General features: G+C 61.1%; 14 protein-coding genes. All 14 read left to right on the forward strand.

Going from position 1 to position 13,471, the window contains the following annotated elements:
- Positions 1 to 14: 14 nt before the first annotated feature.
- Entirely contained in the window at positions 15 to 803 is a 789-nt protein-coding gene (locus ACIP66_RS11295; protein WP_400648016.1) for an ABC transporter ATP-binding protein, read from the forward strand.
- Positions 800 to 1,747 carry an ABC transporter substrate-binding protein gene (locus ACIP66_RS11300; RefSeq protein ID WP_400648018.1) on the forward strand — a complete coding sequence of 316 codons (948 nt, stop codon included), beginning with the start codon at positions 800 to 802 and terminating at the stop codon, positions 1,745 to 1,747. Before ACIP66_RS11295 ends, ACIP66_RS11300 begins: the two co-directional genes overlap by 4 nt.
- Positions 1,744 to 2,754 carry a FecCD family ABC transporter permease gene (locus tag ACIP66_RS11305; RefSeq protein ID WP_400648021.1) on the forward strand — a complete coding sequence of 337 codons (1,011 nt, stop codon included), beginning with the start codon at positions 1,744 to 1,746 and terminating at the stop codon, positions 2,752 to 2,754. The genes ACIP66_RS11300 and ACIP66_RS11305 overlap by 4 nt, the downstream gene beginning before the upstream one ends.
- 334 nt (positions 2,755 to 3,088) lie before the next feature.
- On the forward strand, positions 3,089 to 4,354 hold the full coding sequence (gene urtA, locus ACIP66_RS11310; protein ID WP_053116878.1) for an urea ABC transporter substrate-binding protein: 1,266 nt from the start codon (positions 3,089 to 3,091) through the stop codon (positions 4,352 to 4,354).
- A gap of 220 nt (positions 4,355 to 4,574) precedes the next feature.
- On the forward strand, positions 4,575 to 6,077 hold the full coding sequence (gene urtB, locus ACIP66_RS11315) for an urea ABC transporter permease subunit UrtB (protein ID WP_400648023.1): 1,503 nt from the start codon (positions 4,575 to 4,577) through the stop codon (positions 6,075 to 6,077).
- Complete coding sequence (urtC, locus tag ACIP66_RS11320) at positions 6,077 to 7,156, forward strand: urea ABC transporter permease subunit UrtC (protein ID WP_212549827.1); 1,080 nt, start codon at positions 6,077 to 6,079, stop codon at positions 7,154 to 7,156. The genes urtB and urtC overlap by 1 nt, the downstream gene beginning before the upstream one ends.
- Entirely contained in the window at positions 7,153 to 8,022 is an 870-nt protein-coding gene (gene urtD / locus ACIP66_RS11325) for an urea ABC transporter ATP-binding protein UrtD (RefSeq protein WP_008078129.1), read from the forward strand. The genes urtC and urtD overlap by 4 nt, the downstream gene beginning before the upstream one ends.
- A gap of 139 nt (positions 8,023 to 8,161) precedes the next feature.
- Positions 8,162 to 8,860: an urea ABC transporter ATP-binding subunit UrtE gene (urtE, locus tag ACIP66_RS11330; protein WP_400648028.1), complete on the forward strand. Its 699-nt coding sequence runs from the start codon at positions 8,162 to 8,164 to the stop codon at positions 8,858 to 8,860.
- Positions 8,861 to 8,903: 43 nt separating this feature from the next.
- On the forward strand, positions 8,904 to 9,743 hold the full coding sequence (locus ACIP66_RS11335; protein WP_400648031.1) for an urease accessory protein UreD: 840 nt from the start codon (positions 8,904 to 8,906) through the stop codon (positions 9,741 to 9,743).
- A 141-nt stretch (positions 9,744 to 9,884) separates the two neighbouring features.
- Positions 9,885 to 10,187: an urease subunit gamma gene (gene ureA, locus ACIP66_RS11340; protein ID WP_008085431.1), complete on the forward strand. Its 303-nt coding sequence runs from the start codon at positions 9,885 to 9,887 to the stop codon at positions 10,185 to 10,187.
- 9 nt (positions 10,188 to 10,196) lie between these two features.
- Positions 10,197 to 10,730, forward strand: a complete 534-nt coding sequence (locus tag ACIP66_RS11345) for a GNAT family N-acetyltransferase (RefSeq protein ID WP_400648035.1) — start codon at positions 10,197 to 10,199, stop codon at positions 10,728 to 10,730.
- Positions 10,731 to 10,735: 5 nt separating this feature from the next.
- Positions 10,736 to 11,269 carry a GNAT family N-acetyltransferase gene (locus ACIP66_RS11350; protein WP_053116839.1) on the forward strand — a complete coding sequence of 178 codons (534 nt, stop codon included), beginning with the start codon at positions 10,736 to 10,738 and terminating at the stop codon, positions 11,267 to 11,269.
- A complete protein-coding gene (locus tag ACIP66_RS11355) occupies positions 11,269 to 11,574 on the forward strand; it encodes an urease subunit beta (RefSeq protein ID WP_159815229.1) in 306 nt (101 codons plus the stop codon). Before ACIP66_RS11350 ends, ACIP66_RS11355 begins: the two co-directional genes overlap by 1 nt.
- Before the next feature lie 156 nt (positions 11,575 to 11,730).
- Complete coding sequence (ureC, locus tag ACIP66_RS11360; RefSeq protein WP_212549830.1) at positions 11,731 to 13,431, forward strand: urease subunit alpha; 1,701 nt, start codon at positions 11,731 to 11,733, stop codon at positions 13,429 to 13,431.
- Positions 13,432 to 13,471 lie beyond the last annotated feature (40 nt).

Here is a 13,471-nt window from a genome sequence, read left to right on the forward strand (position 1 = left end):
CACAGCGGATCCGCATGACCTCACTCACCCTCACCGACCTCGCCTGGACACCGCTGGGCCACGGCCACTGTCATCACCAGTTCCAGCTGCGTGACGCCTCGTTGCAGGTGGCCGCCGGTGAGTTCGTCGGGTTGATCGGCCCCAACGGCAGCGGCAAAACCAGTCTGCTGCGCTGCGCCTATCGCTTCAGCCCGCCGGAAAGCGGTGAGGTAAAACTCGATCACCACAACGTCTGGAAACAGTCCTCACGCTGGTGTGCGCAACGCATCGCCGTGGTCTTGCAGGAATTCCCCGATGCCTTCGGCCTGACCGTCGAGGAGGTCGTCGCCATGGGCCGCTCGCCGCACAAACGTCTGTTCGACGGCGACACCCGGGAAGACCGCGATCTGGCCACTCAAGCGCTGAAATCCGTCGGCCTCGAAGGCTTCGAAGACCACGCTTTCGCCACCCTCTCCGGCGGCGAAAAGCAGCGGGTGATTCTTGCCCGCGCCCTGACTCAACAACCGCAACTGCTGATCCTCGACGAGCCGACCAATCACCTCGACCCGCGCTATCAGCTCGAACTGCTGCAACTGGTCAAACGCCTGAAGATCGGCACCCTCGCCAGCATCCACGACCTGAATCTGGCCGCAGCGTTCTGCGACCGTTTGTACGTGATCGATCACGGCCGCATCGTCGCCAGCGGCACGCCGCAAGAAGTCCTCACTGAACAATTGCTGCGCGAGGTATTCGGCGTCGAGGCGTTGATCGACGCGCATCCCCTCCACGGCTACCCGCGAATCACCTGGATAACCCGACCATGACCCTGCGTTCCCTGCTTTGCGTCGCTCTTCTGTTGTGCAGTGCCGAGGCTTTGGCCGAATCGACGAAATACCCGCTGACCGTGCACAGTTGCAACCGCCAAGTGACCTTCAAGGAAGCGCCGAAACACGCAGTCAGCCACGACATCAACATGACCCAGATGATGCTCGCCCTCGGCCTCAAATCGCGGATGGCCGGCTACAGCGGCGTTAGTGGCTGGAAGTCGGTGACACCCGAGATGCAATCGCTGCTCGACGGACTGCCGGAGCTCGCGGCGAAGTACCCGTCGGTGGAAACCCTGCTCAATGCCAACGTCGATTTCTTCTTCGCCGGCTGGGATTACGGCATGCGCGTCGGCGGCGACCTGACGCCGCAAACCCTGCAACCGCTGGGTATCAATGTCTACGAGTTGACCGAGTCCTGCGCTTTCGTGATGAAGCGCCCGGCGGCGACGCTGGAGGACACTTACAACGACCTGCGCAACCTCGGCAAAATCTTCGACGTGCAGGATCGCGCCAATGCCTTGATCGCCGACATGCAGGCGCAAGTCGCTGCCGTGCGCAAAGACCTGCCGGCGGAAAAGCCGCGCGTGTTCCTTTATGACAGCGGCGAAGACCGCGCGATGACCTCTGGCCGCCTCGGCATGCCGCAAGCACTGATCGAAGCGGCGGGCGGGCGCAATATTCTCGATGACGTCGACGCGAGCTGGACGCGGGTCAACTGGGAAACCGTGGTCGAGCACAATCCGCAGGTAATCGTGATCGTCGACTACAGCGAAATTACCGCGGAGCAGAAGATCCAGTTCCTGCTCGATAACCAAGCGCTGCAATCGGTCGATGCGATAAAGAACCAGCGCTTCATCGTTATTCCGTATGTGCAAGCCACGCCGGGCATCGACAACGTGTTGGCCGTTGAAACCCTGGCCAAAGGTTTCCACGGCGAATGATCAACCGTCGCTATGCCTTGCTGCTGATCGCCCTCGGCGCCGTGTTGCTGGTGTCGTGCGTGGTCTCGCTCGGCTTCGGCCCGGCGCGGGTGCCGGTGGACGTGGTGTGGCGGATTTTGCTGCACAAGGCCTTCGGTGTTGGCGAGGTGAACTGGAGCGCCGGACAGGAACATATCGTCTGGCTGATTCGCGTGCCGCGCATGCTCCTCGGTGCGCTGGTCGGTGCCGGGCTGGCGCTGATTGGCGCGGTGCTGCAAGCGGTGACGCGCAATCCGCTGGCCGATCCGCATCTGCTCGGCGTCACCTCTGGGGCCACGCTGGGCGCGGTGATCGTGGTGCTGCACGTCGGCGAAATTGTCGGGCTGCTGACCTTGCCGATCGCCGCGTTCATCGGCGCGCTGTTGAGCATGCTGGTGGTGCTGGCGATTGCCAGTCGCCATGGCCGACTCGACAGTGACCGCCTGCTGCTGTGTGGCGTGGCGGTGTCGTTCGTGATGATGGCGATCGCCAATCTGCTGCTGTTCATGGGCGACCATCGCGCCAGTTCGGCGGTGATGTTCTGGATGCTCGGCGGCCTCGGGCTGGCGCGCTGGGAATTGCTCGCGGTGCCAGCGGCCAGCGTGCTGCTCGGTTTGATGTTGCTGCTGGGCATGGCGCGACCGTTGAATGCATTGATGGCCGGCGAGCAGACCGCCGTGACCCTTGGCTTGAATGCGCGCGCGGTGCGTTTGCGTGTGTTCGTCATCGCCTCGTTGATGACCGGTGTGCTGGTATCGATCAGTGGCTCGATCGGTTTTGTCGGGCTGATGGTGCCGCACATCGCGCGGCGTCTGGTCGGTGCCGAGCATCGGCGTTTGCTGCCGGCGTGCGTGCTGCTTGGCAGTATCTTTCTGGTCTGGGTCGATGTCGCAGCGCGCACGTTGATCGCGCCGGAAGACTTGCCGATCGGCATCGCCACTGCTGCCATCGGCGGCCTCTTCTTCATCGGCCTGATGCGCCGCCGCTGACCCTCCACAGATTTCTCCTCCCTGTAGGAGCTGCCGAAGGCTGCGATCTTTTGATCTTTGGACGCGGAGCGTCCACGGCTGCATTCCCACGCAGAGCGTAGGAACGATCAAGACATTTGTTTTTTGTCGGCCAGCAGATCTCGCCCCAAAGTGGCGCGACCGCATGCACCAACGCGCCCTGCGCGTCCCTTCGTGGTGCAGCGCAAAACCGCGCAAGCGCTCTAACACGACATTTTCCTGCCTGAACCCGACCGGGCACAGCCCTTGCAAAACAGCCTTCAGTCGTCCGCATCTGCCAACCAAAAAAACTTCAAATGTTCATGGAGATCGCACAATGAAGCGTCGCAGTTTGATCAAGGCTTTCACACTCACGGCATCGATTGCCGCGATGGGCATGACCTGGACTGTCCAGGCCGCCGAGACCATCAAGGTCGGGATTCTGCATTCGTTGTCCGGCACCATGGCGATCTCCGAAACGTCGCTCAAAGACATGGCGCTGATGACCATCGACGAGATCAACGCCAAGGGCGGCGTCAACGGCAAGATGCTTGAGCCGGTGGTGGTTGATCCTGCGTCGAACTGGCCGCTGTTCGCCGAGAAAGGCCGGCAGTTGCTGACTCAGGACAAGGTCGCCGTGGTGTTCGGCTGCTGGACTTCCGTGTCACGTAAATCGGTGCTGCCGGTGTTCGAAGAGCTCAACGGTCTGCTGTTCTACCCGGTGCAATACGAAGGCGAAGAGATGTCGCCGAACGTCTTCTACACCGGCGCCGCGCCGAACCAGCAAGCGATCCCGGCGGTGGAATATCTGATGAGCGAAGAAGGCGGCAGCGCCAAACGCTACTTCCTCCTCGGCACCGATTACGTTTATCCGCGCACCACCAACAAAATCCTGCGTTCGTTCCTGCATTCCAAAGGTGTGGCCGACAAGGACATCGAAGAGGTCTACACGCCGTTCGGTCACAGCGACTATCAAACCATCGTCGCCAACATCAAAAAATTCTCCGCCGGTGGCAAGACTGCGGTCATCTCGACCGTCAACGGCGACTCCAACGTGCCGTTCTATAAAGAACTGGCCAACCAGGGTTTGAAAGCCACCGACGTACCAGTCGTGGCGTTCTCGGTCGGCGAAGAAGAACTGCGCGGCATCGACACCAAACCACTGGTGGGCAACCTCGCGGCGTGGAACTACTTCGAATCCGTCGAGAACCCGGCGAACAAGAAATTCGTCGCTGACTGGAAAGCCTACGCGAAGAAACACAACCTGCCAGGCGCGGACAAAGCCGTGACCAACGACCCGATGGAAGCCACTTACGTCGGTATCCACATGTGGGCTCAGGCGGTTGAGAAAGCCAAATCCACTGACGTCGACAAGGTACGTGAAGCGCTGGCCGGGCAGACCTTTGCGGCGCCATCGGGCTACACACTGACCATGGACAAGACCAACCACCACCTGCACAAACCGGTGATGATCGGCGAGATTCAGGCCGATGGTCAGTTCAACGTCGTGTGGCAGACCGAAGGGCCGATCCGTGCGCAACCGTGGAGCCCGTTCATTCAGGGCAACGACAAGAAGCCGGATTATGCGGTGAAGAGCAACTGAGTCTGACTTGGGTTTTGTGGTGAGGCGGAGATCTTTTCCCCCTCACCCCAACCCTCTCCCCCAAGGGGTAGAGGGGGAAAGGGAGCCGATCTTCATGCTTTTCAAAGCTTGAGTTCGACTCGAATTCGCAGGTCGCAAAATATCGTCCATACACCTCGGTCAGTCCCCTCTCCCTCCGGGAGAGGGTTAGGGTGAGGGGCGGTTGAACAGGACACCACCAATGCCCACTGCTCTCTACCGCTTTATCTGTGCCATCGCACTGTTGCTGCCAATGCTCGCCCACGCCGGCGATGCCGAAGACTTCGTCGCGGCCAATCCCGTGCAACAGGCCAAGCTTCTGGAAACCTGGGCCGCGCAGCCCGATCCGGCGCGTATCGAACTGATCAACGCCCTGCAACAAGGCGAGTTGACCATCGATGGCCAGCCAAAAACCCTGCGCCTGAACAATCGCCTGCGGGGTCTGATCGACACCGCCATGGCCAGCCATCAATTGCTCGCCGCCGACGCCAAAATCCGTCTGACTGCCGCGCAGCAATTGCAGAAAAGCGCGAAACCCGCGCAGCTGAAATTCCTCGACCAGCAACTCGCTGGCGAAAAAGATGACAGCGTCCATGCCGCCCTGAGCCTGGCGCTGGCCAATCTGCAACTGGTCGACACTGACCCCGCCGTGCGCCTCGCGGCGGTGAGATTGCTCGGCGAAACCGGCGATCCACTGGCCCGTACGCGCCTCGAAGGTTTGCTCGAACCCGGCGTCGAAGCCGATGCCACGGTGCGCACCGCCGCCGAAACCAGCCTTGCTCAAGTCAAACGCAAACTGCTGATCGGCGAGATCCTCGGTCAGGCCTTCAGCGGCATGTCCCTCGGCTCGATCCTGCTGTTGGCGGCACTCGGTCTGGCGATCACGTTCGGCCTGCTCGGCGTGATCAACATGGCCCACGGCGAGATGTTGATGCTCGGCGCCTACTCGACGTATGTGGTGCAGTTGATGTTCCAGCGCTACGCACCGCAAGCCATCGAGTTTTATCCGTTGATCGCATTGCCAGTGGCGTTCTTCGTTACCGCCGCGATCGGCATGGCGCTGGAACGCACGGTGATTCGTCACCTCTATGGCCGACCACTGGAAACCCTGCTCGCCACCTGGGGCATCAGCCTGATGCTGATTCAACTGGTGCGCCTGCTGTTCGGCGCGCAGAACGTTGAAGTCGCCAACCCGGCGTGGCTGTCCGGCGGTATTCAAGTGCTGCCGAATCTGGTGCTGCCGTACAACCGCATCGTCATCATCGCTTTCGCACTGTTCGTGGTGGTGCTGACGTGGCTGCTGCTGAACAAAACCCGCCTCGGCCTCAACGTCCGCGCCGTCACCCAGAACCGCAACATGGCGGCTTGCTGCGGCGTGCCGACCGGTCGTGTCGACATGCTCGCCTTCGGCCTCGGCTCGGGCATTGCCGGCCTCGGCGGTGTGGCGCTGAGCCAGATCGGCAACGTCGGCCCGGACCTCGGCCAGAGCTACATCATCGACTCGTTCCTCGTCGTGGTGCTCGGCGGCGTCGGCCAGTTGGCCGGTAGCGTGCTCGCGGCATTTGGCTTGGGCATCGCCAACAAGATTCTCGAACCGCAGATCGGTGCGGTGCTCGGCAAGATCCTGATCCTCGCGCTGATCATTCTGTTTATCCAGAAACGTCCGCAAGGCCTCTTCGCACTGAAAGGACGGGTGATCGACTGATGAACCAGCCTCTGTTAGTCACGGCCACGCAAAAGGCCGGGCCGAAAGTCACCATTGCCATCGGTGCGGTAATCCTCGCCCTGCTAATCGCCCTGCCGCTGCTGTCGTTGTTGTCGCCCGACAATGCGCTGCACATCTCGGCGTATACCCTGACGCTGGTCGGCAAAATCCTCTGTTACGCCATCGTCGCTTTGGCGCTGGATCTGGTCTGGGGTTACGCCGGTTTGCTTTCGCTAGGCCACGGTCTGTTCTTCGCCCTTGGCGGTTATGCGATGGGCATGTACCTGATGCGTCAGGCTGCCGGCGATGGTCTGCCGGCGTTCATGACCTTCCTGTCGTGGAGCGAATTGCCGTGGTACTGGAGCGGCACCAGCAGCTTCGTCTGGGCGATGTGTCTGGTGGTGTTGGCGCCGGGATTGCTGGCGCTGGTGTTCGGTTTCTTCGCCTTCCGTTCGCGGATCAAAGGCGTGTATTTCTCGATCATGACCCAGGCCCTGACCTTCGCCGGCATGCTCCTGTTTTTCCGCAACGAGACCGGGTTTGGTGGCAACAATGGTTTCACCAATTTCCGCACGATTCTCGGTTTCGGCATCACTGAACCGGGCACCCGCGCGGTGCTGTTTCTGGCCACGGTGTTGTTGCTGGTGGCGAGCCTGTTCATCGGCTGGCGCCTGGCGCAGAGCAAGTTTGGCCGCGTGCTGACCGCATTGCGTGATGCGGAAAACCGCTTGATGTTCTGTGGCTACGACCCGCGCGGTTTCAAGTTGTTCGTGTGGGTCTTGAGTGCGGTGTTGTGTGGTCTGGCCGGTGCGTTGTATGTGCCGCAAGTCGGGATCATCAACCCGAGCGAAATGTCGCCGACCAACTCGATTGAAGCGGCGGTTTGGGTTGCCCTTGGCGGGCGCGGCACGCTGATCGGCCCGTTGCTCGGTGCCGGGGTGGTCAACGGCATGAAGAGCTGGTTCACCGTGGCGTTCCCGGAATACTGGCTGTTTTTCCTCGGCGCGCTGTTCATCGTCGTGACGCTGTACTTGCCCAAAGGCGTGATCGGCCTGCTGAAGAAACGAGGTGAACAATGAGAGTCACAGCGAGCGCTGAATTCATGTTGGAACCAGCCTTTTTTCCTGTCGAGCCGAACAAGGACGCCGGCACCAGCCGCGACTCGATCGGCCTCGGTCAACGCGTCGGCCCGGGCCTCGACACACGTCACGGCACCATTCTCACACTCGAAGACATCAGCGTCAGCTTCGATGGCTTTCGCGCACTGAACAATCTGAATCTGTACATCGGCGTCGGCGAATTGCGCTGCATCATCGGCCCCAACGGTGCGGGCAAGACCACGCTGATGGACGTGATCACCGGCAAGACCCGCCCGAGTCACGGCAAGGCGTGGTTCGGCGAAACGCTGGATCTGACGCAAATGAGCGAAGTGCAAATTGCTCAGGCCGGCATCGGTCGCAAGTTTCAGAAGCCGACAGTGTTCGAGGCTTTGAGCGTGTTTGAAAACCTCGAACTGGCGCAGAAAACCGACAAGTCGGTCTGGGCCAGTTTGCGTGCGCGGTTAAGTGGTGAGCAGAAGGATCGCATCAGCGAAGTGCTGGAGACGATTCGCCTGACCACCTCGGTCAATCGCCCGGCAGGGTTGTTGTCCCACGGGCAGAAGCAGTTTCTCGAGATCGGCATGTTGCTGATGCAGGATCCGCAATTGCTCCTGCTCGATGAGCCGGTGGCGGGGATGACCGATGCGGAAACCGAGTTCACCGCTGAGTTGTTCAAGAGCCTGGCGGGCAAGCATTCGCTGATGGTGGTGGAGCATGACATGGGCTTTGTTGGCTCGATTGCCGACCATGTGACCGTGTTGCACCAGGGCAGCGTGCTGGCGGAAGGCTCGCTTGAGCAAGTGCAGGAAAACGAGCGCGTGATCGAGGTTTACCTCGGCCGCTAAGGTTTGCGAATAGATCGTTCCCACGCTCTGCGTGGGAATGCCGCCATGGACGCTCTGCGTCCGCCGTTATGTGACGCGGAGCGTCACGGGATGCGTTCCCACGCAGAGCGTGGGAACGATCACCGGGGAGATTTTGGACATGCTGCAAGTCGACAAGCTGCACCAGTACTACGGCGGTAGCCACATCCTGCGCGGTCTCTCGTTCGACGTGAAAGTCGGCGACGTCACCTGCCTGCTCGGGCGCAACGGCGTCGGCAAAACCACCCTGCTCAAATGCCTGATGGGCCTGCTGCCCGCCAAAGAAGGCGCAGTGAACTGGGAAGGCAAACCGATCACCACGTTCAAGCCGCATCAACGGGTTCACGCCGGAATCGCTTACGTGCCGCAAGGTCGGGAAATCTTCGGCCGCCTGACCGTTGAGGAAAATCTGTTGATGGGCCTGTCGCGGTTTCCCAGCAGTGAAGCCAAAGAAGTGCCAAGTTTCATTTATGAATTGTTCCCGGTGCTGCTACAAATGAAGCAGCGGCGCGGCGGTGACCTCTCCGGCGGTCAGCAACAGCAATTGGCGATTGGTCGCGCATTGGCCAGCCGTCCGCGTTTATTGATCCTCGATGAGCCCACCGAAGGCATTCAACCCTCGGTGATCAAGGAGATCGGCGCGGTGATCAAGAAACTCGCGGCGCGCGGCGACATGGCGATTTTGCTGGTCGAGCAGTTCTACGACTTCGCGGCGGAGCTGGCCGATCAGTACCTGGTGATGTCCCGGGGCGAGATCGTGCAGCAGGGTCGCGGCGAAAATATGGAGGCCGAAGGCGTGCGCGGGCTGGTCACGATCTAAGGCAACGATCTAATCTGTAGCTTCCTAACGATAATTACAAACCATGAATTCGACTGTTTCACCTGCCCTGTTTACCCCGAGCTGGCACGCCGAGCTGGAACTCGCTTACGCGCGTTTCGGCGATTGCACACGTCCGGTTCAGCGCCGGCACCTCGGCCCGCTGCGGGTGCAAAAGCACCTGTACGCCGAAGGCCCCGAGGTCTGCCAGCACATCATCGTCCATCCGCCAGGCGGAATTGCCGGCGGTGATCGCCTCGACATCAGCGTGCGCGTCGAGCAACAGGCCTGGGCGCAGATCACCAGCCCCGGCGCGGCCAAGTGGTATCGCGCCGGTGGCCCGGCTTATCAGAAACTCGACTTTAAAGTGGCGGCCGGCGCGACGCTGGAATGGCTGCCGCAGGAAACCATCGTCTACAGCGCCGCCCAGGCTGAACTGAGCACTTCGATTGATCTTGAAGGTGACGCGCGGTTGTTTTATTGGGACGTGGTGGCGTTGGGTCGTCCGGCCAGTGGCGAGCGTTTTGATCGCGGGCATTTTCAGGCGCATCTGGATATCCGCCGCGACGGCCGATTGCTCTGGCATGAGCGCCAGCGCATTGTCGGTGACGACGGTTTGCTTGATTCGCCGATCGGGCTGGATGGTCATCCGGTGTTTGCGACGTTGTTGGTCACCGGTGAGATTGATGCTGAGTTGCTGGAGCGTTGTCGTTCGCTGGGGCATGACGTGCGCGGGGATTTGACGCAATTGCCGGGGCTGTTGGTTGCCCGGTGTCTGGCTAACGAAGCATTGCTCGCCCGTGCGTGGCTGATCGATTTATGGCGCTTGCTACGCCCGGTGCTGCTGGGCCGCGAAGCCCAGCCACCCCGAATCTGGAACACCTGAAATGCATTCCCCTGTAGGAGCTGCCGCAGGCTGCGATCTTTTGATTTTGTTTTTAAAGATCAAGATCAAAAGATCGCAGCCTGCGGCAGCTCCTGCAGGGTGTACGACATCATTTTTAACTGCCGATATTGGATTCCCACAATGGACCTGACCCCACGCGAAAAAGACAAGCTGCTGATCTTCACCGCCGGCCTCGTCGCCGAGCGGCGTTTGGCGCGCGGCGTGAAACTCAATTACCCGGAAGCCATGGCCTACATCTCCGCTGCGCTGCTCGAAGGCGCGCGTGACGGTCGGACCGTCGCCGAGTTGATGCACTTCGGCACTACCCTGCTCAGCCGCGAACAAGTGATGGAAGGCATCCCGGAAATGATCCCGGAGATTCAGGTCGAAGCGACGTTCCCCGACGGCACCAAACTGGTCACCGTCCACCAACCGATCGTCTGAGGCCGCGCCATGACTTACTCCATTCGCGATGCCGTTCACGCCGATCTGCCGGCGATCCGCGACATCTACAACGACGCCGTGCTCAACACCACGGCGATCTGGAATGAACAAGCCGTCGACCTCGGCAACCGCCAGGCGTGGTTCAGCGCGCGTCAGGCACAGGCCTATCCGATTCTGGTGATCGTCGACGCCGACAACACTGTGCTCGGCTACGCTTCGTTCGGTGACTGGCGGCCGTTCGACGGTTTCCGCCACACCGTCGAGCACTCGGTGTATGTGCGCAGCGACCAACGCGGCAACGGCCTCGGCCCGCAACTGATGACTGTGCTGATCGAACGGGCGAAGACCTGCGACAAGCACGTGATGGTCGCCGCCATCGAAAGCGGCAACGCTGCTTCGATTCGTCTGCACGAGCGCGCCGGTTTCATCACCACCGGGCAGATGCCGCAAGTCGGCACCAAGTTCGGCCGCTGGCTCGACCTGACATTCATGCAACTGACCCTCAATCCTGGCGCGGAGCCGCCTGAAGCCATCAAGGAGTGACACCGATGAACGCCGCCCAACTGCGCCGCGTCAATGCTGAAAGTTTTGCCCACTACCGTCAGGGCCTGATCGATTTGCTGCTCGACGCAGTGGGTTATGGCGCCAGCGTCGGTTTCATGGCCGACCTCGATGCGGTGCAGGCGCGCGCATATTTCGATGAGGTTCAGGACAACGTCAACAAGGGCAGCGTGCTGCTCTGGGTGGTGGTCAAAGACGAAGAAGTGCTGGCCAGTGTGCAGTTGGGTCTGTGTCAGAAGGCCAACGGTTTGAACCGCGCCGAGGTGCAGAAACTGCTGGTGCGCGAAGACGCGCGGCGTCGCGGCCTCGGTCAGCAATTGATGAGCGCGCTGGAACTCGAAGCGCCGAAGCACAAGCGCGGCATGCTCTACCTCGACACCGAAGCGGGCTCGCCCGCCGAAAATTTCTATCAGGCATTGGGTTACACCCGCGCGGGTGCCATCCCCGATTACGCCTGCGACCCGAACGGCACCTATCGGCCGACCGCCCTCTATTACAAGATTCTGCAAGGAGCCCAGTGATGATTCCTGGCGAGTATCAGATCCAGCCCGGCGATATCGAACTCAACGTTGATCGCCGCACCATCAGCCTGAAAGTCGCCAACAGCGGCGACCGGCCGATTCAGGTGGGGTCGCACTATCACTTTTTTGAAACCAACGACGCGCTGGCGTTTGACCGCGCAGCCAGCCGTGGCATGCGCCTGAATATTCCGGCGGGGACGGCGGTGCGTTTTGAGCCGGGGCAGAGTCGTGAAGTTGAGTTGGTGGATTACGCCGGGCATCGGCGGGTGTTTGGGTTTGCCGGAAGAGTGATGGGTGATCTCTGACATCTGCGTGCACCGCTGCCCCTCACCCCAGCCCTCTCCCGAGGGAGAGGGAGCCGATCACCGATAGCCGACCCACCGCGAACAGTCCCCTCTCCCTCTGGGAGAGGGCTAGGGTGAGGGTCTATGGCTCACCACTATTTTCCTGAAGGACTCCGCATGAAGATTTCCCGTCAAGCCTACGCCGACATGTTCGGCCCCACCGTCGGCGACAAGGTGCGCCTGGCCGACACAGAGCTGTGGATCGAGGTCGAAAAAGACTTCACCACCTACGGCGAAGAAGTGAAATTCGGTGGCGGCAAAGTCATCCGCGACGGTCAGGGCCAGAGCCAGCTATTGGCCGCCGAAGTCGTCGACACGCTGATCACCAACGCGCTGATCATCGACCACTGGGGCATCGTCAAAGCCGACGTCGGCCTCAAGGACGGTCGCATCGCCGCCATCGGCAAGGCCGGTAACCCGGACGTGCAGCCCAACGTGACCATCGCCATCGGCGCCGGCACCGAAGTCATCGCCGGTGAAGGCATGATCCTCACCGCCGGTGGCATCGACACGCACATCCACTTCATCTGCCCGCAGCAGATTGAAGAGGCGCTGATGAGCGGCGTCACCACCATGATCGGCGGCGGCACCGGCCCGGCCACGGGCACCAACGCCACAACGTGCACGTCGGGCCCTTGGCACCTGGCGCGCATGCTTCAGGCCGCCGACGCCTTCCCGATGAACATCGGCCTCACCGGCAAGGGCAACGCCAGCCTGCCGGAACCGCTGATCGAGCAGGTCAAGGCCGGCGCCATCGGCCTCAAGCTGCACGAAGACTGGGGCACCACCCCGGCGAGCATCGATAACTGCCTGACTGTCGCAGACCAGTTCGACGTGCAGGTGGCGATCCACACCGACACCCTCAACGAATCCGGTTTCGTCGAAACCACCCTTGGCGCATTCAAGGGTCGCACCATCCACACCTACCACACCGAAGGTGCCGGTGGCGGTCACGCGCCGGACATCATCAAGGCCTGCGGTTTCCCCAACGTGCTGCCGAGCTCGACCAACCCGACCCGACCGTTTACGCGCAACACCATCGACGAACACCTCGACATGTTGATGGTCTGCCACCACCTCGACCCGAGCATTGCCGAAGACGTCGCGTTCGCCGAAAGCCGCATCCGTCGCGAAACGATTGCCGCCGAAGACATCCTTCATGACCTCGGCGCGTTCTCGATGATCAGCTCCGACAGTCAAGCCATGGGCCGCGTCGGCGAAGTCATCACGCGCACCTGGCAGACCGCCGACAAAATGAAAAAACAGCGCGGCCCACTGCCGCAGGACGGCGCAGGCAACGATAACTTCCGCGCCAAACGCTACATCGCCAAGTACACGATCAACCCGGCGATCACCCATGGCATCAGCCACGAAGTCGGCTCGATCGAAGTCGGCAAATGGGCCGACCTGGTGCTTTGGCGTCCGGCGTTTTTCGGCGTGAAACCGACGCTGATTCTCAAGGGTGGTGCGATTGCCGCCAGTTTGATGGGCGACGCCAACGCTTCGATTCCAACCCCACAACCGGTGCACTACCGCCCGATGTTCGCCAGTTACGGTGGCTCGCTCCACGCCACCAGCCTGACCTTCATCAGCCAGGCTGCGCACGACGCCGGGTTGCCCGAAACGCTGGGCTTGAAGAAAAAAATCGCCGTGGTCAAAGGTTGTCGCGATGTGCAGAAAACCGATCTGATCCACAACGATTACCTGCCGAACATCGACGTCGACCCGCAGACGTATCAGGTCAAGGCCGACGGTGTATTGCTATGGTGTGAACCGGCGGAAACGCTGCCGATGGCGCAGCGTTACTTTCTGTTTTAAGCCACAGCAGCAAAAAAAAGCCTGGAGGCGTTATCGCGCC

Origin of the sequence: Pseudomonas sp. NPDC088429, from assembly GCF_044753305.1 — a bacterium.
GTDB classification, from domain to species: domain Bacteria; phylum Pseudomonadota; class Gammaproteobacteria; order Pseudomonadales; family Pseudomonadaceae; genus Aquipseudomonas; species Aquipseudomonas rustica.

Excerpts from the sequence above, each read along its gene's own strand:
- ureC (WP_212549830.1), top strand. The coding sequence starts at position 11,731 with ATGAAGATTTCCCGTCAAGCCTACGCCGACATGTTCGGCCCCACCGTC.
- ACIP66_RS11300 (WP_400648018.1), top strand. The coding sequence starts at position 800 with ATGACCCTGCGTTCCCTGCTTTGCGTCGCTCTTCTGTTGTGCAGTGCC.
- ACIP66_RS11355 (WP_159815229.1), top strand. The coding sequence starts at position 11,269 with ATGATTCCTGGCGAGTATCAGATCCAGCCCGGCGATATCGAACTCAAC.
- ACIP66_RS11305 (WP_400648021.1), top strand. The coding sequence starts at position 1,744 with ATGATCAACCGTCGCTATGCCTTGCTGCTGATCGCCCTCGGCGCCGTG.
- ACIP66_RS11345 (WP_400648035.1), top strand. The coding sequence starts at position 10,197 with ATGACTTACTCCATTCGCGATGCCGTTCACGCCGATCTGCCGGCGATC.
- ACIP66_RS11335 (WP_400648031.1), top strand. The coding sequence starts at position 8,904 with ATGAATTCGACTGTTTCACCTGCCCTGTTTACCCCGAGCTGGCACGCC.
- urtE (WP_400648028.1), top strand. The coding sequence starts at position 8,162 with ATGCTGCAAGTCGACAAGCTGCACCAGTACTACGGCGGTAGCCACATC.
- urtD (WP_008078129.1), top strand. The coding sequence starts at position 7,153 with ATGAGAGTCACAGCGAGCGCTGAATTCATGTTGGAACCAGCCTTTTTT.
- urtA (WP_053116878.1), top strand. The coding sequence starts at position 3,089 with ATGAAGCGTCGCAGTTTGATCAAGGCTTTCACACTCACGGCATCGATT.
- ureA (WP_008085431.1), top strand. The coding sequence starts at position 9,885 with ATGGACCTGACCCCACGCGAAAAAGACAAGCTGCTGATCTTCACCGCC.
- urtB (WP_400648023.1), top strand. The coding sequence starts at position 4,575 with ATGCCCACTGCTCTCTACCGCTTTATCTGTGCCATCGCACTGTTGCTG.
- urtC (WP_212549827.1), top strand. The coding sequence starts at position 6,077 with ATGAACCAGCCTCTGTTAGTCACGGCCACGCAAAAGGCCGGGCCGAAA.
- ACIP66_RS11350 (WP_053116839.1), top strand. The coding sequence starts at position 10,736 with ATGAACGCCGCCCAACTGCGCCGCGTCAATGCTGAAAGTTTTGCCCAC.
- ACIP66_RS11295 (WP_400648016.1), top strand. The coding sequence starts at position 15 with ATGACCTCACTCACCCTCACCGACCTCGCCTGGACACCGCTGGGCCAC.